Genomic DNA, 16,365 nt, shown 5'->3' with positions numbered 1-16,365 from the left:
CGGCAACCGCGCGTCACATTTTTGTAATTTCATCCATACTTTAGTCACGTTGTTTAAATGGCAGCGTGCCGGCGCGCGGCCATGTTTTCCAGTGTGATTGCCGGCATCCGACAGCACGCAGGCTCGGCAATAACGCGGTAATAACAACAAGTACTTCGGGGAGATCGCATGGAAAGCGCGGCAGCGCTCGTCGGTAATCTGCCATTACGGGACGTCATCGACCTGCTGGCCGGGACTTTCTATGTAATGGACGAGTCCGGCTACTTTGTCTTATGGAACCGTCAACTCGAGCAGGTGACCGGGCTGTCGGCCGAGCGCCTGCGCTCGATCCACATGCTCGAGCTGTTCGAGCCGGACATGCGCGCCCGGGTCGCGCGCGCATTCTGCGCCGTGTTCCAGAGCGACGAGCGGGTGCAGGTGGAAGCGCGGGTGCGTAACGCCAATGGCGGCACCACGCCTTTCCTGTTCGTCGGTTCGCGGCTGTCGATCGTCGGCGACGGCCGCTACCTGTGCGGCATGGGTGTCGACCTGACGCGGCATTATCGCCAGCGCGACAAGCTCGAACTGTTCGAGCGTGCGCTGATGGCCGCCAACAACGGCATCGTCATCACGCGCCATGAAGGGCGCGACAATCCGATCGAGTACGTCAACCCGGCGTTCGAGCGCATCAGCGGCTATGCCGCCGTGGAAGCCATCAACCACGATTCGCGCTTCATGGCCGCGCACGGCATGGACGACGACCAGCGCACCTACCTCGCGAATGCGATCGCGGAACACCGCACCGCCACCGTGGTCTTCCGCAACAAGCGCAAGAGCGGCGAGCTGTTCTGGAACCACCTGTCGGTCACGCCGGTGCGCGACGCGGGCGGCCATGTCACGCATTTCATCGGCATCATCGAGGACATCACCTCCCTGAAGCAGCGCACGGCCCAGCTCGAACACCTGGTCACGCACGATCCGCTGACCGGGCTGGCGAACCGCCTGCTGCTGCGCGACCGGCTCGAGCACGCGGTGCAGGCGGCCCAGCGCAACCAGGAAAAGGTGGCCGTGATCCTGATGGACTTGAACAAGTTCAAGGAAATCAACGACACGATGGGCCATTCGGCCGGCGACCAGGTACTCAAATGCGTCGCCCAGCGCCTGCAATCGGCGCTGCGCGAATCGGACACGGTGGCGCGCCTGGGCGGCGATGAATTCGTGATGGTGCTGGCGGCGCAGCCCAACATGCGCTACACGCTGAAGATGATCGAGCGGATCCGGCGCGCGATGGCGCCGGAAATGGACATCGACGGCCGCATGCTGTCGGTGGGCGCCAGCATGGGCGTGGCGGTCTGGCCGGACGACGGCCGAACGCCGGGCGAGCTGCTGCAGGCGGCCGATACGGCGATGTACGAGGGCAAGCACGGCGGACCGGATGCCGTGCACTTCTATTCGCGCGGCATGGCGGACAACTCGGCCGCCCGCCAGCGCATGGAAGTGGCACTGCGCGAAGCGCTGGAACGGGATGATCTCTACCTGCTGTTCCAGCCGCACGTGGCCGTCGACAGCGGCAAGATCCTGGGCGTGGAGGCGCTGCTGCGCTGGCGCCACCCGGAACGGGGCGAGCTGCTGCCGGCCGACTTCCTGCCCGACGCGGAGGAAAGCGGCCTGATCGTGCTGCTCGGGCGGCGCGTGCTGGAAGACGTGTGCTCCACGCTGCGCCGGCTGGCCGAACTGGGCTTTCCGGACCTGCCGATTTCCATCAACACATCGTCGCGCGAGTTTTCCCAGCGCGACTACCTGCCCCACATCGCCAGGCGCGTGGCGCACCACGGCGTGAACCCGGCCAGCCTCACGTTGGAAATGCGCGAGGAACAATTGATGAACAACCCGGAACAGGCCACGCGGCTGGCCAATGGCCTGCAGGAACTGGGCATCCGCCTGTCTGTGGATGAATTCGGCGCCGGCATGAACAACCTGTTCTGCCTGCGCCAGCTTCCCGTCAGCCAGTTGAAGATGACGCGCCAGCGCGTGCAGGAAATCGACGGCATCCCCGGCAGCGGCGCGCTGGCCAAGACCATGCTCGACATCGGCAACAACCTCAACATCCGCGTGGTGGCCACCGGTGTCGAAACGCGCGACCAGCACGACTTCCTGGCCGCCAACGGCTGCACCAGCGTGCAGGGCAACTACATCAGCCAGCCGATGACGCGGCCCGCGCTGGAGGAATGGCTGGCGGCGCATTGAGCGGGAGGGGCCGCAGGAAAAGCCGACGGCATCCCCTTGGCTCAGCCGACGGCGTCCCCTGGGGTCAGACCCCCGATCCCGCAAACGACGAGGTCACTGCCAGCGGCGTTGGGGGTCTGACCCCGGCCTCTGCCGCTGGGTGTGACACCGGCCTCTGCCGCTGGGGCTGAACCCGGTTCCCGCCACTGGGGCGGACACGGCAAGCCTCAAGCCGGCTTCAAGATCAGCTGCACCGCCGCCCGCAGCTTCGGATACACCGCCGGCACCGTCAGCATCGTGCTCCCCACGGCCATCAGCAACAGCGCCGTGAAGGTCTCGCTGGAAATGATGCCCTTGTCGAGCAGGATATTGGCGAAGATGATCATCACCAGCCCCTTGGTCTGCAGCAGCCAGCCGATCACCGAGGATTCGGTGCGGCTCCAGCCCAGCAGTTTGCCGGCCGCGTGGGCGCCGGCCAGCTTGCCGGCGGTGGATGCCAGCAACAGCACGCCGGCGGCAACGAACACGGCATAGCCGCCCACCGCCCAGTTGGTGCGCAAGCCCGTGCTGAGGAAGTACACCGGCATCAGCGTCAGCAGCAGCACCTGGCGCATCTTGTCCAGCTTTTCCTCGCCGAACCACTCGGCATCCATCACGGCGCCGGCCAGGTACGCACCGACCATGAAGTGCAGGCCCGCCCAGTCGGCCGCGAACGAACAGAGACACAGCCAGATCAGCGCCACGAACCAGCGGTCGCGCTCGGCCAGCCTTTCCATCAGGCGGCGGAACAGCATCGTCACCGGCACGAACAGCACGATGAAGCCGGCCTGCCGCCCTACCCTTTCCCACTCCAGCAGGATCAGCGCCAGCACGCCCCAGACCAGCAGGTCGTCCAGGCTGGCATAGCGCAGCACGCGCTGGCCCAGCGGCTGGCGCAGGATCTCCAGCTTTTCCATCAGCATGATCAGCACCGGCAGCGCCGTCACGGCGCAGGCCATGCCCACGCCGGTGACGAATTGCCAGCCGGCGGCCTGCGTGCCGGCCCAGCCGTCGAACGCCAGCAGGCAGCCGGCCGCCACGCAGCCCAGCACCAGCGGCGTGCCCAGCGCCAGGCCGGCCGTGATCGAGCTTTCGCGGCGGTGCGCCCACGCCTTTTTCAGGTCCAGCTCGATTCCGGCCAGCATCACGAACAGCATCACGGCCCACCAGGCCAGGCCATTCAGGCAATGGATGACGGCTGGCGTGAACACGAAGCTGTAGTACTCGGGGAAGGCCTTGCCGAGGATGCCTGGGCCCAGCACGATGCCCGTCACCGTCTGCACCACGACCAGCGGCGCCCAGTAATCGGTGTCGCCCAGGCGCCAGACCAGGTATGGAATACCGACGATGGCCGTCATCGCGATCAAAAACAGTTCGGTGGTACCCATGTGCATCGTGCTCTCCTTGCCTCGTATCGACTGCGGGTTGCACGCGGATTGCAATGCCCGGTCGAAAAAAATTGCGGGGGAGACGATACCAGAATGCCAAGCCATTGGATACCGTTGAGAAAACTTTCGCGCAAATGCGCAACAACGCAAAGTCGCGCGCGGCACGGCGGGTGGCCGGTGTACGATGGACCCGTCTGCCACTTTTCCCGACCGCCATGCTTGCCGAAACCACCGTTGTCGCGCGCCCGCTGCTGCGCCATGTCGTGCTGTTCGCCTTCAAGAACGATGCCCCGGCCGACGCCGTCGACGCCGTGGTGAGCGGCTTCGGCAAGCTGCCCGACACGATTCCCGGCATCGTCGGCTACGAAACGGGCACCAACGTCAGCCCGGAAGGCTTGAACGATGGCTACACGCATTGCTTCGCACTGACCTTCACCAGCGCCGAAGCGCGCGACGACTACCTGAACCACCCCGATCACGTGCGCTTCGTGAAAACGCTCGGCACCTGCCTGGAGCGCTCGCTCGTCATCGACTACTGGGCGCAGCAGCGGCCGGGGCCGGAAGAAGAACAGGCAAGGATACTGGCCAGCGTGTCGTGAGGCTGTCGCGCCACGGATAGATCACCGGCTGCCCTGGCGCGCTACTGCGCCAGGCGGTCCAGCTCGATCGACAGCTGCCGGCAGCCGCCGGCCGCCTTCCCCGCCAGGCGCTCCAATTCCAGTCGACACCGGGACTCGACAAGTATTCCGCTTGCCGCTGGATGAACCGCAGCAGTTCGACATCGCGGCAGGAGCGGAAAGGCGAGCATGGGACCGGGCGCCGGCTGCGACACTTACAGCGTCGCCCCCGAATGCAGCGCCTATAATGAATTGGGCTACAGGACCAACAGGCATCTTCACGCGGGGAGAGCGAGATGGCTGGTTCGCGCATGCCCGGCCCCCTGGGCCGGGATCCGGAGGTGCACGACATCGATGACGGAACGTCGCCCCGTGTGCTGTCGGCTCGTCCATGGTCACCATTCGCAGCATCCATGGCATCGGTCCATCCGGCACATCACGCAACACGCCGATTCCCCGCGCGAATTCCGCCGACTCCAGGATTCATGTGCTGCGCGAAGGCAGCCAGGGAACGGCGGTGCAAAAGCTGCAGCGGCAACTCAATGCCCGCTTGACGCCATCGCCGCGACTCGCGGTGGACGGTCAGTTCGGCCCCCGCACACATCAGGCGGTGCTCCAGTACCAGCGCGGCATTTCCATTTCGGCGGACGGCGTCGCCGGGAAGCAGACCTGGTACCACCTGCTGAAGGGTGACAAAGCCACCCTTCAGCAGGAAGCCGGCACCGCTGGGCAGGTTGCCACCGGTGGATCGCCAATCCGCCCGGACAACCCGGCAGCGGCGGGTGCGAGCAACGTGACGCTCCTGCACATTGGTGCAAGCGATGTGTGGGAGTGGCCATTGCATGACAAGTTCATTCAAGCATTGCGCCGGACCGCGACAAAACTCCCCGGCAACATGCGGCAGGAATTCGACGCGCTGTTGAGTGCCGCCAATCTTGCGCTCATGGCCGGTATCCTGGTGGTGTGGGCCGGGTCGCACGCCTTTGGCGTCGGGCAGGCCGTCGATATCGTGCTGCTGGTCAGTGGCGCCATATTCCTGGGGATGGCCGTGTTCGATGTCGCTAGCGAGCTGGGCGATTTTCTTGTCAAGACCTGTACCGCCGCAGATGAGAGGGAGCTCGACGAGGCTGCCGCTCACCTGGCAGCAGCCATTGCCATCATGGGGGTCGCCGCTTTTATCGCATTGCTCGGCAAGGTTGCGAGAGCGAAAGGTCGCACGGGTGGCACGGCTGGCACGCCGGTCAAACCACCGCCGTCGGCTCCCGCGCAAAAGCCAGCCCGGCCGGCCCCGCCACCGGCACCGCAGCCCAAGGCCGGCGCGGGCGAGACCCGGCTTCCGGAGGAAGCGAAAACCCGTCCGCAGGCGGCAAGGAAGGTTCCACGCGGCCATACGGAGCCAACCGGTCCCCTGGGCGATCAACCCTCGGGCAAGCGCACCCGGATTTCAGCAGACGATGACGCCGCCACCGTACGTTCCCTTGAAGCGGAAAACCGGTCTGCGGACATCCTGGCCAAGGCCGGCTACAAGGTACAACAAAATCCGGTAGTGCCAGGCACCATGAAGCCTGATTACCTGATCGAGGGAAAGCGTTTCGATTGCAAGGCTCCGGAAAGTCCTCGCGCGCGCAACGTCTGGAGCGAGAAGCAGAAATCTGTTAAAAGAGGTCAAGCTGATCGTATCGTGCTGAACCTGGAAGACAGCCCCATTCCATTGGAGACGATGAAACAGCAGTTAAGCAGCTATCCTGTCGAAGGACTCAAGGAAGTCATCGTCATCAAGGGTGGCCAGGTCATCCCCTTCTGGCCCTGAGGAACAGCCATGTCACTCCATTACACACTCTCGATTGCCGCACCCGGCCTGTTCGACACCCTGGCGAAACGGCTCCAGGAACTGCCTGGCTACAGACCGGCTGCCGGCGGTATCGCTGCCCCAGATCTGCAGATCGACATGTCGCCGCCGGACGAGGTCGAAGCCGGCATCATCGAAGAGGCGTTCGGCTTCACGCCAACGGCATCGATTTCGTTCTGGGTGGACAAGGAAGCCGAGCGCGTCGCGATGCGCACGGCCTTGCTGCGAGGATGCATGGCACTGTTGGAGATCACTGCTGGCGACGCGGTACTGTTGTTCAACGGCGAGACCGTCATCCTGCTGCGCCGACAGGACGCGCTCCTGCTCAATCCCCTGGAGAAATTCTGGACCGATGAGGTGCTTGCCGTGCTCCCGGCCGATTACCGGTTCAAGGCCATGCCCGTCATCTGACGTGCGATCCGCTCCAGCGCGCGAGGCAGCCAGCGGACACGCCAGCACGGTAGTCAGTATGCCCACGGCACGGCGTCGTCAATTCCTCGGCACGAACAGGAAATCCCCGGATTCACCACCGGCGAACCTGATCGCGCCATACTCCGGCCGCTGTTCGAACTTCTGCCGCAACGCGATGTTGACGACCCGTGCGGAGATTTCCCGGTAGATGCGCATGCCTTCCAGCACATCCTGGTTCTGCGACAGGATATCGATGAAGATCGAGGCGAACACCGAGAACTTCCCGCCGCCGCCATCGAGCACGGGCTTCAATCCGCCGCTGGTCAGCGCCGTGCGCGAGCGCGTCGCGGCGATCTGCTTCAGCCACTCGAACCGGGCTTCCTCGGTCAGCCCCGTTTCCAGCTGGCCGACCGAGGAACGCGTCAGCGCGCCCGAATAGCAGGAATCGGCAACCACCAGGATGTGCCTGGCCGCCATGGCGTTGAGCATCTCGGTGATGCTGGAGCTGGAAATCCAGTTGGCGTTGCTGGACGGCTCCGCGTCCACCGGCAGCCAGTTGGCCAGGCCATTCACGCGATCGAGCTCGCCGTGGCCGGCATAGTAGATCAGCAGGTTGTCCTTCTCCGTCAGCCTGGCGCGCAAGTCGTTCATCGCGGTGAGGATCTGGTAGCGCGTGGCGTTCAGCAGGAGCGTGACCTTGAAGCCATACTTGTCGCGCAGGATGGGCGCCAGCTGTGTCACGTCCGCTTCCGGGGTTTCCAGCGGTTGCAGCTTCGTGTATTTCTGGTTGCCGATGATGAGTGCATGATAATTGCCGGTAGCGATGCCCGGCAGCCTTGGCGGTGCGATCGCCGTGGGCGCGGCACTGCGGGCATCCGGTTCAAGGTAGAACTGCAGCTGCGACACCTTGCCCTGCCGGTCCACTGCCAGCAAGGCCACCTTGGTCTTGCCCGCCCCCAGTTCGACCGTGGTCTTGAACATGCCGTTGCCATCGACCTTCTGCGCGAGGTCGTTCGCGGTCAGCGACATCAGGCCGGCCGGGGCGGTCACGCGGCCGACGATCTCGCGCGTCTGCACACCGGAACGCACCTTGACCGTGATGACGTCGCGTGTGATGACGACTTGCGGATCGAGGATCTGGATCGACGGCGGTGCCACCGCGGCCGCCAGCCGGGACTGCGCCGCTTCCAGCTTCGCCGGCTGGGCCGTTTCCAGCCTGGCCACCCTGGCCTTGTACTCGCCGACTTCGCGTTCCAGGCGCTCCACGTTCGCCTTCTGTTGCGCCAGCTCGCCTTCCCGCCCCTTGAGCAGCGCTTCGAGCCGGCCCGTTTCCGCCTTGTTGCCGGCAGCGGCGGCCTGCTGTTTCTGTACCTGCAGGCGTTCGATTTCCTCGCGCGAGCTACGCCGGTTCTCTTCCAGCAGGCGGCGCGCCTCGTCCAGCGCCCGCCGCGTCTCGTCCAGCGTGGCGGCCTGCGCCTTGTAGCTGCCGACCTCGCCCGCCAGGCGCTCGATCTCGCCCTTCTGCTTCGCCAGTTCCGCCTCGCGTGCCGCCAGCTGCGCAGCGAGGCGCCGCGTGTCTTCCTGGTTTCCCGCGGCGACGGCTTGCCGCTGCTCGGCCCGCAGGCGCTCGATGTCCTGCGCCGACTTCCTGCGCTGTTCATCCAGCAGGCGGCGTGTCTGGTCCAGTTCCTGCCGGGTCCCGTCGAACGCGGCCAGCCTGGACTTGAAGCCGGCGGCTTCGGCCTCCAGGCGCTCGACCTGTTCCTTCTGCTTCGCCAGTTCGGTTTCGCGTGCGGCGAGCAGCGTTTCAAGCCGCAGTGTTTCTTCCGTGTTGCCGGCAGCGGCGGCCTGCTGCTTCTGCATCAGCAGGCTTTCGATCTGCCGGCTCGACTTGAGCCGGTTTTCATCGAGCAGGCGGCGCGACTTCTCCAGTTCGTCGCGGGTGCGTTCCAGCTCCTTGCGCAAGGCGTCGATCTCCTGCCGCGATGCCGCGGACGTGTCGCCGCCTTCCAGGCTGATCGTGCCGGCGATGCCCGCCGCCTTGCGGTAGAGCTGCAGCGCCGCAACGGGATCCCTGGCCACGCCGAGCCCGCGCTCGTAGAGGAAGCCCAGGTTGGTCAGCGCGCGCGGGTAGCCCCGGTCCGCCGCCAGCCGGTACCACTTCGCGGCGTTCGCGTAGTCCGGCTTGCCGCCAATGCCCTTCTCGTAAATTTCGCCGACATTGGCCTGCGCCGCCTGGTCGCCGCCCTGCGCCAGCGGCAACCATACCTTGAGCGCGGTGTCGAGACTGGCGCGATCGTGGGCGACGTACTCGCCGCCGCGGATCGCGCAATCCGACGCCGACGTCTTCACCGCGCGCCGCGGAGCCAGGTAGGTCATGGCGGTACCGAGCTGGCGCACCTGCGCCGGCAACGCGCAATCGACGATCAGGAATGCATCGCTGTCGCGGCCGGGCGGCGCCGCGGACGCGATGGATTGCGCGGCAAGGGCGGGCGCGCTGGAGACGGCAATCAGCGGGACAAGAAGACGAACAAGAATCAGAGAAACAAGAATCTGAGGAACAAGAATCGCGGCCGCGATGGATCGGGCAACCCGCTCAGCCGCCCTTCGCAGGACCGCCAGCGCCGCACGCGCACCCGGCCACCCTGCGTGGATGGCGCGCGCCCCGGCCAGCGAATCGATCGTGCTCATCTGCCTTCCCTCCCGCGGCCTTTCCGCGACGGCCCCGCGCACCTCTTCACACTTTAGTCCGATATTTCGTGGGCCGGGCGAATTTTCCACGTTATTCCACCTTGATTCCTCCCGGCTTTCTGCTTGTGATGCCTGGATGCGTCAACCGTACATGGCGCATTGACTTCGCAACGAAAAAGCGAAACGATGATGTGGAGATCACAGGGAGGGCACCTTGATGAACGCTAGCCACAGCACTGCACTCACGCTCCAGCGGCCCCACCGGACGCTTGCCTGCTGGGCCGCCGGCACACTGTTGATGAGCCATGCCGCCATCGCCTCCGCGCAGTTGCGGGAGCCCGGCCCGCTGCCCGGTTCCTACAACGCTCTGCAGCGCCCGGTTGCCGACGGCGTGTTCCGAACGTGCGCCAATCTGGTCGGCGGCCTCGGCGTCAGGCCCGTCGCCACCGGCACCCCCACCGAGCGCCTGGCCAATGCGTGCAGCCTGATGGTCAACACGGCCAGGTTCGCCAACGGCGTGCAGGGCAACGCGTCGTTCGACCTCAAGCTGAGCAACAGCGAACTGCAGACCGCGATCCAGGCCATCGCTCCTGTCCAGGCCAATGCGCAAAAGCAGATCGGTACCGAGACGCTGAAGATGAATGCGATCGGCGCGCGGCTGCTCAACCTGCGCGGCGGGGCACGGGGCATGGTGCTCGGCATGAATGGCCAGGACATCCAGACCGGTGGCGGCGCCGCCGCGGACGATGTGCTGGGCGGCCGCTGGGGCAGCTTCGTCAACGTCGCCTCCAACTGGGGCGACATCGACAAGACCACGCTGCAGGACGCCTACGAACAGCGCAGCTACAACGTGCTGGCCGGCGCGGATTACCGGATCAGCGAAGCGTTCGTGGCCGGCATCGCGCTCAGCTACAGCGACACCACGGCCAGGTACGAGCAGGGGCTCGGCCGTGTCGAAGCCCGTACGAGCGGCACGGCCGCCTATGCCACCTACTATGCCGGCAGCTGGTACGTCGATGGACTGGTTGCCTACGGCACCACGGACTTCGATTCCAGGCGCAACATCAATATCGCCTCGCACAACCCGGCGTTGCCGGCCATCGCCGCATCGGCCACGTCCAGGCCGGAAGGCAACCAGTGGTCGGCCTCCATCGGCACCGGCACGGACTTCCGGTTCGGCACGTGGAACGTCACGCCGAGCGTGCGCCTGAGCTACCTCCATGTCGACAACGACGCCTTCACGGAAAGCGAGCCGGTGGCCGGCCTCGGCCTCGCGGTCGATCGCCGCACGATCGAGTCGCTGCAGTCGGCGCTCGGGGCACGGCTCGGCACCAACGTCAACACCTCGTGGGGTGTGCTGCTTCCCTATGCCAGCGTGCAGTGGATGCATGAATTCAAGAAGGACGCTCCGTCGCTGGTCTCCAGGTATGTCAACGATCCGAACGGCATTGCCTTCTCGATCCCCACGGCCACGCCGGACAGCAATTTCGGCATCGTGTCCTTCGGCACCAGCCTCACGCTGCCGAACAACCTGTCGGCATTCGCGCAGTTCAGCAGCGCGGTGGGCCTGAAGGACGAGAAAAGCTACGCCGTCTCGGCAGGCGTGCGCGTGCAGTTCTGATCCATCGCCGTGCGCGGACAACCGCAGTCGGGCTCCGGCACGAACAAGCTGCAACGGACTGGCAGGCACTTCGCCGCCGTGGCCGCCGTCGCCGCGATCGCCATGCTGGCGGCTTGCGCGACGCCGGCCGAGCGCTTCGCACGGCGCGCCTCGCAGCTGGGCTTCACGCCGCTCGTCCTGCAAGGCGATGGCTTCGAGCACCGCGCCTTCGCCTCGCCAGCGGGCCAGGCAGCCGGCACGCCGCGTGTCTCGCTACCTGCCCCACTATCTGCCTCACTATCTGCCTCGCTGCATGCCTCACTACCTGCCTCGCTGCATGCTTCTCTGCACGTGTATATCGAACACGACGGCACACCATGGGCCGGCTTCGACCGCGTGGCGGACGACCCCACGCCGCGCACGCCCTACGCGCTCGAACTGATGGCCAGGGATGCCGGCCCGCGCCTCCTGCTCGGCCGGCCATGCTACTTCCAGGCGCAGGCCTCGCCGCCATGCGGTCCGCTGGTGTGGACCCACGGCCGCTATTCGCCGCAGGTGGTCGCCAGCATGGTGGCGGCATTGCGCGGCTACCTGGCTGCCCATCCGTTCCGGCATGTCGTGCTGGTCGGCTACAGCGGCGGCGGCACGCTGGCCTGGCTGATGGCGGCGCACCTGCCCGAGGCCACCGCGCTCGTCACGATCGCCGCCAACCTCGACGTGGCCGGCTGGGCGCGTCTGCATGGCTACAGTCCGCTGGCTGGCTCACTCGACCCGGCCGCCCTGCCCCCGCTGCGGCCCGCGATCACCGAACGCCATTACGTTGGCGGGCGCGACGCCAACGTCCCGCCTTCCGTGGTGCGTTCGTTCGCGCGCCGCCATCCCCGTGCCAGCGTGATCGAGATCGCCGCGTTCGATCACGTGTGCTGCTGGCTGGAGCGCTGGCCCGAGTTGCTTGACCCAGCCAGCGCACAATAGATCAGGATCGATGCGCCCCACGAAAAAAAAGCGGACCCGCGGGTCCGCTTTCGGTCGACGCCAAAACGTCAATGGATTACTTGCGTTCCTTCAGCGGCGGCACGTCGCGCAGCGCGGAGCCGACGAACAGCTGGCGTGGGCGGCCGATCTTCTGTTCCGGATCGGCGATCATTTCGTTCCACTGGGCGATCCAGCCGATGGTACGGGCCATCGCGAAGATACCGGTGAACATCGAGACCGGGATACCCAGTGCCGACTGCACGATGCCCGAGTAGAAGTCGACGTTCGGGTACAGCTTGCGCGACACGAAGTATTCGTCTTCCAGGGCGATCTTTTCCAGTTCCATCGCCAGCTTGAACAGCGGGTCGTCCTGCAGGCCCAGCTCTTCCAGCACTTCGTGGCAGGTTTCGCGCATCAGCTTGGCACGCGGGTCGAAGTTCTTGTACACGCGGTGACCGAAGCCCATCAGCTTCACGCCCGAGTTCTTGTCCTTGACCTTCTCGATGAAGGCAGGGATGTTCTCGACCGAGCCGATTTCCTTCAGCATGTTCAGTGCCGCTTCGTTGGCGCCGCCGTGTGCCGGGCCCCACAGGCAGGCGATGCCCGCTGCGATACAGGCGAACGGGTTGGCGCCCGAGGAACCGGCCAGGCGCACGGTCGACGTCGACGCGTTCTGCTCGTGGTCGGCGTGCAGGATCAGGATGCGGTCCAGCGCGCGCACCAGCACGTCGTTCACTTCGTACTCTTCGCACGGGTTGCCGAACATCATGCGCATGAAGTTGGCGCTGTACGACAGGTCGTTGCGCGGGTACATGAACGGCTGGCCGATCGAGTATTTGTACGCCATGGCGACCAGCGTCGGCATCTTGGCGATCAGGCGGATCGCGGAGATTTCGCGCTGCTTGGCATCGTTGATGTCCAGCGAGTCGTGGTAGAACGACGCCAGCGCGCCGACCGTACCGACCAGCACCGACATCGGGTGCGCGTCGCGGCGGAAGCCGCGGAAGAAGAACTGCATCTGCTCGTGCACCATCGTGTGCTTCGACACCAGCTTCACGAAGTCGGTCTTCTGCTGTTCGTTCGGCAGTTCGCCGTTCAGCAGCAGGTAGCAGCTTTCCATGAAGTCGGCGTTCACGGCCAGCTGTTCGATCGGGTAGCCGCGGTACTGCAGTTCGCCCTTGTCGCCGTCGATGTAGGTGATCGACGAATTGCACGCTGCGGTGGACATGAAGCCCGGATCGTAGGTGAACTTGCCGGTGGCGCCGTACAGCTTGCGGATATCGATGACGTCCGGGCCGACGGTGCCCTTGTAGATCGGGAATTCGACCGGGGCGCTGCCGTCCGAGAACGACAGGGTGGCTTTGTTATCAGAAGTGTTCATGGCTCTTCCTTCCTGGATGAGGTGCGGCTATTGTAAAAAAATCAGGCGCGGCGCAGACGACCAAGCAGTGCATGCACGTGCGGCAGATCGAGCTCACCTTCCGGCTCGCTGCGCGCCAGCACCAGATCCATCAGCGCATTGTCCGACAAATCGAGAAGCCGCGTCAGCGCGTCCACTTCCTCGTCGGTCAATTCCGTTTCGTGCGCATCGAGAAAACGCGTCAGGATGATGTCGTTTTCCAGCAGGCCCCGCCGGGCACGCCAACGCAGGCGGGCACGGTTGGCGGGATCTGCCTGATGCGCACTGTTGTTATCGATACTCATGGCTTCGATCCCATGGTTCAAATGGCCCGGCGGACCATCAGTTCCTTGATCTTGCCGATCGCCCGGTTCGGGTTCAGGCCCTTCGGACAGACGTCCACGCAATTCATGATCGAGTGGCAGCGGAACAGGCGGTACGGGTCTTCCAGGTTGTCCAGGCGCTGGGCGGTGGCTTCGTCGCGCGAGTCGGCGATGAAGCGGTAAGCCTGCAGCAGGCCGGCCGGGCCGACGAACTTGTCCGGGTTCCACCAGAACGACGGGCACGACGTCGAGCAGCACGCGCACAGGATGCATTCGTACAGGCCGTCGAGCTCTTCGCGCTCGGCCGGGGTCTGAAGGCGTTCCTTCTCCGGCGGGATCGAGTCGTTGATCAGGAATGGCTTGATCGAGTCGTACTGCTTGAAGAACTGCGTCATGTCCACGATCAGGTCGCGGATCACCGGCAGGCCCGGCAGCGGGCGCAGGATGATCGGTTCGGACAGTTCGTTCAGGTTGGTCGTGCAGGCCAGGCGGTTCTTGCCGTTGACGTTCATCGCGTCCGAACCGCACACGCCTTCGCGGCACGAGCGGCGCAGGGCCAGCGAATCGTCCACGTCGGACTTGATGCGCTGCAGCGCGTCCAGCAGCATCTTGTCGGTGTCCTTCAGCTCGACCGTCAGGTCCTGCATGTAAGGCTTCTCGTCCTTGTCCGGATCGTAGCGGTAGATCTTGAATTTGAGGGTGCGTGCCATGTTCTTGCTACCTTAGAAAGTGCGTGCTTTGGGCTTGAAGGTTTCCACCGTCAGCGGCTTGGTGACGACCGGCTTGTACTCCAGGCGGTTGCCTTCGGAGAACCACAGCGTGTGCTTCATCCAGTTGTCGTCGTCGCGGTTCGGGAAGTCGCTGTGCGCGTGCGCGCCGCGCGATTCCTTGCGGGCCACCGCCGAGGTGATGGTCGCCTTGGCCGTTTCGATCAGGTTGTCCAGTTCCAGCGCTTCCACGCGGGCGGTGTTGAACACCTTCGACTTGTCCTTGAACGACACGTGCTTGCGGCGCTCGTCGAGCTTCATGATCTCGTCGAAGCCGGCCTTGAGCAGGTCGTCGGTACGGAACACGCCGCAGTACTTCTGCATCGTGGCGCGGATATCGTTGGCCACGCCCTGCACCTTCTCGGAACCGGTGGAGGTTTCCAGGCGGTTCAGGCGGTCCATCGCGAAGTCCGATGCATCCTTCGGCAGGTCCTTGTGTTCCTTCTGCTTCAGGTTCGACGCCACCACATGGTTGCCGGCCGCGCGGCCGAACACCACCAGGTCGAGCAGCGAGTTGGTGCCCAGGCGGTTCGCGCCGTGCACGGACACGCAGGCGCATTCGCCGATCGCGTACAGGCCGTTGACGATCTTCTGGCCGCCATCGGCCGACGGTGCCACTACCTGGCCGTGGATGTTGGTCGGAATGCCGCCCATCTGGTAGTGGATCGTCGGCACGACCGGGATCGGTTCCTTGGTCGCGTCCACGTTGGCGAACTTGTGGCCGATTTCCAGGATCGACGGCAAGCGCTTCTCGATGGTTTCCTTGCCGATGTGGCGCAGGTCGAGCAGCACGTGGTCCTTGTTCGGGCCCACGCCGCGGCCTTCCTTGATTTCCTGGTCCATCGAGCGCGACACGAAGTCGCGCGGCGCCAGGTCCTTCAGGGTCGGCGCATAGCGCTCCATGAAACGCTCGCCCTGCGAGTTGATCAGGATGCCGCCTTCGCCGCGCACGCCTTCGGTGATCAGGACGCCCGCGCCGGCCACGCCGGTCGGGTGGAACTGCCAGAATTCCATGTCCTGCAGCGGCAGGCCGGCGCGTGCCGCCATGCCCATGCCGTCGCCGGTGTTGATGAACGCGTTGGTCGATGCGGCGAAGATCCGGCCGGCACCGCCGGTGGCGAAGATCGTCGTCTTCGCCTGCAGGATCATCACGTCGCCGGTTTCCATTTCCAGCGCGACCACGCCGATCACGTCGCCTTCGCTGTCGCGGATCAGGTCCAGCGCCATCCATTCGACGAAGAAGTGGGTGCGGGCACGGACGTTACGCTGGTACAGCGTGTGGAGCAGCGCGTGGCCGGTACGGTCGGCCGCGGCGCAGGCGCGCTGCACGGCCTTCTCGCCGAAGTTGGCGGTATGGCCGCCGAACGGGCGCTGGTAGATCGTGCCGTCGGGATTGCGGTCGAACGGCATGCCGAAGTGTTCCAGCTCGTACACGACCTTCGGCGCCTCGCGGCACATGAATTCGATCGCATCCTGGTCGCCCAGGTAGTCGCCGCCCTTGACGGTATCGAACATGTGCCAGAACCAGTTGTCTTCGGCCATGTTGCCCAGCGAAGCGCCGATGCCGCCCTGTGCCGCGACGGTGTGCGAACGGGTCGGGAACACTTTCGACAGCACGGCCACGTTCAGGCCCGCTTCAGCCAGTTGCAGGGAGGCGCGCATGCCGGAACCGCCGGCGCCAACGATCACCGCGTCGAAGCGGCGTACGGGGATGGAGGATTTGATTGCTGCCACGATTTACACACTCCAGAGTATCTGCACCGACCACACGGCGCACGCGATCAGCCACATGGCCGACGCGGTTTGAATGAGGAAGCGGACACCGACGTTCTTGATGTAGTCCTGGTAGACGCTGACGACGCCGACCCAGGCGTGATAGAACAGGCCGATCAGGGTGGCCAGCGTGAACAGCTTGAACCAGGTCTGCGCGAACAGGCCGGCCCAGCCTTCATACGAGAAGTTGTTCCCGGTGAGGAAAGCGGCCAGCAGCACGACGGTGTACACCACCATCACGATGGCGGTGGCGCGCTGCGCGAGGAATTCACCCAGGCCGTAATGGGCGCCGACGACGAGGCGCTTCGGTCCGATATTGTTTTTCATC

13 protein-coding genes are annotated in these 16,365 nt (G+C 65.1%); 6 read left to right on the top strand and 7 right to left on the bottom strand.

Features of this window, described 5'->3' with window-relative positions; translation table 11 throughout:
- Positions 1-168 precede the first annotated feature (168 nt).
- Positions 169-2,226 (top strand): putative bifunctional diguanylate cyclase/phosphodiesterase, encoded by a 2,058-nt coding sequence (locus tag EYF70_RS05955; RefSeq protein ID WP_131144585.1) that lies wholly within the window; start codon positions 169-171, stop codon positions 2,224-2,226.
- Positions 2,227-2,432: 206 nt separating this feature from the next.
- Here the strand turns inward: EYF70_RS05955 and EYF70_RS05950 are convergent, their stop codons facing one another.
- Positions 2,433-3,638, bottom strand: a complete 1,206-nt coding sequence (locus EYF70_RS05950) for a cation:proton antiporter (protein WP_131144584.1) — start codon at positions 3,636-3,638, stop codon at positions 2,433-2,435.
- A 209-nt stretch (positions 3,639-3,847) separates the two neighbouring features.
- Between EYF70_RS05950 and EYF70_RS31005 the strand changes: the two genes are divergently transcribed.
- The 3 genes from EYF70_RS31005 to EYF70_RS05935 all read left to right on the top strand — a co-directional run bounded on the left by EYF70_RS31005 (position 3,848) and on the right by EYF70_RS05935 (position 6,509).
- Positions 3,848-4,231 (top strand): Dabb family protein, encoded by a 384-nt coding sequence (locus EYF70_RS31005; protein ID WP_165497580.1) that lies wholly within the window; start codon positions 3,848-3,850, stop codon positions 4,229-4,231.
- A gap of 409 nt (positions 4,232-4,640) precedes the next feature.
- Positions 4,641-6,059 (top strand): CdiA C-terminal domain-containing protein, encoded by a 1,419-nt coding sequence (locus EYF70_RS05940; RefSeq protein ID WP_131144582.1) that lies wholly within the window; start codon positions 4,641-4,643, stop codon positions 6,057-6,059.
- 9 nt (positions 6,060-6,068) lie between these two features.
- A complete protein-coding gene (locus tag EYF70_RS05935) occupies positions 6,069-6,509 on the top strand; it encodes a SitI3 family protein (RefSeq protein ID WP_131144581.1) in 441 nt (146 codons plus the stop codon).
- Between the two features lie 78 nt (positions 6,510-6,587).
- On the opposite strand, the gene EYF70_RS05930 is transcribed toward EYF70_RS05935, so the two are convergent.
- Positions 6,588-9,200 carry a caspase family protein gene (locus tag EYF70_RS05930; protein WP_131144580.1) on the bottom strand — a complete coding sequence of 871 codons (2,613 nt, stop codon included), beginning with the start codon at positions 9,198-9,200 and terminating at the stop codon, positions 6,588-6,590.
- 298 nt (positions 9,201-9,498) lie between these two features.
- On the opposite strand from EYF70_RS05930, the gene EYF70_RS05925 reads away from it, so the two are divergent.
- On the top strand, positions 9,499-10,821 hold the full coding sequence (locus EYF70_RS05925) for an autotransporter outer membrane beta-barrel domain-containing protein (RefSeq protein ID WP_165497579.1): 1,323 nt from the start codon (positions 9,499-9,501) through the stop codon (positions 10,819-10,821).
- A gap of 9 nt (positions 10,822-10,830) precedes the next feature.
- The gene (locus EYF70_RS05920) at positions 10,831-11,775 is read left to right on the top strand and encodes an alpha/beta fold hydrolase (RefSeq protein ID WP_131144578.1); all 945 of its coding nucleotides are present in this window, start codon (positions 10,831-10,833) and stop codon (positions 11,773-11,775) included.
- A 76-nt stretch (positions 11,776-11,851) separates the two neighbouring features.
- Here the strand turns inward: EYF70_RS05920 and gltA are convergent, their stop codons facing one another.
- From gltA to sdhD, 5 genes are read right to left on the bottom strand one after another with little or no spacing between them, the layout of a single operon-like run.
- Positions 11,852-13,156, bottom strand: coding sequence for a citrate synthase (gltA, locus tag EYF70_RS05915; RefSeq protein WP_131144577.1), 1,305 nt, complete (start codon positions 13,154-13,156; stop codon positions 11,852-11,854).
- 41 nt (positions 13,157-13,197) lie between these two features.
- Positions 13,198-13,479, bottom strand: coding sequence for an FAD assembly factor SdhE (locus tag EYF70_RS05910; RefSeq protein WP_131144576.1), 282 nt, complete (start codon positions 13,477-13,479; stop codon positions 13,198-13,200).
- A 17-nt stretch (positions 13,480-13,496) separates the two neighbouring features.
- Entirely contained in the window at positions 13,497-14,207 is a 711-nt protein-coding gene (locus tag EYF70_RS05905; RefSeq protein WP_131144575.1) for a succinate dehydrogenase iron-sulfur subunit, read from the bottom strand.
- Positions 14,208-14,219: 12 nt separating this feature from the next.
- Positions 14,220-15,998, bottom strand: a complete 1,779-nt coding sequence (gene sdhA / locus EYF70_RS05900; protein WP_131144574.1) for a succinate dehydrogenase flavoprotein subunit — start codon at positions 15,996-15,998, stop codon at positions 14,220-14,222.
- A gap of 3 nt (positions 15,999-16,001) precedes the next feature.
- Positions 16,002-16,364, bottom strand: coding sequence for a succinate dehydrogenase, hydrophobic membrane anchor protein (gene sdhD / locus EYF70_RS05895; protein WP_130184892.1), 363 nt, complete (start codon positions 16,362-16,364; stop codon positions 16,002-16,004).
- Position 16,365 lies beyond the last annotated feature (1 nt).

The organism is Pseudoduganella albidiflava, assembly GCF_004322755.1.
Lineage (GTDB): Bacteria > Pseudomonadota > Gammaproteobacteria > Burkholderiales > Burkholderiaceae_D > Rugamonas > Rugamonas albidiflava.
This window is presented reverse-complemented; position numbering and strand designations above follow the sequence as displayed.

Excerpts from the sequence above, each read along its gene's own strand:
- EYF70_RS05940 (WP_131144582.1), top strand. The coding sequence starts at position 4,641 with ATGGTCACCATTCGCAGCATCCATGGCATCGGTCCATCCGGCACATCA.
- EYF70_RS31005 (WP_165497580.1), top strand. The coding sequence starts at position 3,848 with ATGCTTGCCGAAACCACCGTTGTCGCGCGCCCGCTGCTGCGCCATGTC.
- gltA (WP_131144577.1), bottom strand. The coding sequence starts at position 13,156 with ATGAACACTTCTGATAACAAAGCCACCCTGTCGTTCTCGGACGGCAGC.
- EYF70_RS05925 (WP_165497579.1), top strand. The coding sequence starts at position 9,499 with ATGAGCCATGCCGCCATCGCCTCCGCGCAGTTGCGGGAGCCCGGCCCG.
- EYF70_RS05935 (WP_131144581.1), top strand. The coding sequence starts at position 6,069 with ATGTCACTCCATTACACACTCTCGATTGCCGCACCCGGCCTGTTCGAC.
- EYF70_RS05950 (WP_131144584.1), bottom strand. The coding sequence starts at position 3,638 with ATGCACATGGGTACCACCGAACTGTTTTTGATCGCGATGACGGCCATC.
- EYF70_RS05955 (WP_131144585.1), top strand. The coding sequence starts at position 169 with ATGGAAAGCGCGGCAGCGCTCGTCGGTAATCTGCCATTACGGGACGTC.
- EYF70_RS05905 (WP_131144575.1), bottom strand. The coding sequence starts at position 14,207 with ATGGCACGCACCCTCAAATTCAAGATCTACCGCTACGATCCGGACAAG.
- EYF70_RS05930 (WP_131144580.1), bottom strand. The coding sequence starts at position 9,200 with ATGAGCACGATCGATTCGCTGGCCGGGGCGCGCGCCATCCACGCAGGG.
- sdhD (WP_130184892.1), bottom strand. The coding sequence starts at position 16,364 with ATGAAAAACAATATCGGACCGAAGCGCCTCGTCGTCGGCGCCCATTAC.
- EYF70_RS05910 (WP_131144576.1), bottom strand. The coding sequence starts at position 13,479 with ATGAGTATCGATAACAACAGTGCGCATCAGGCAGATCCCGCCAACCGT.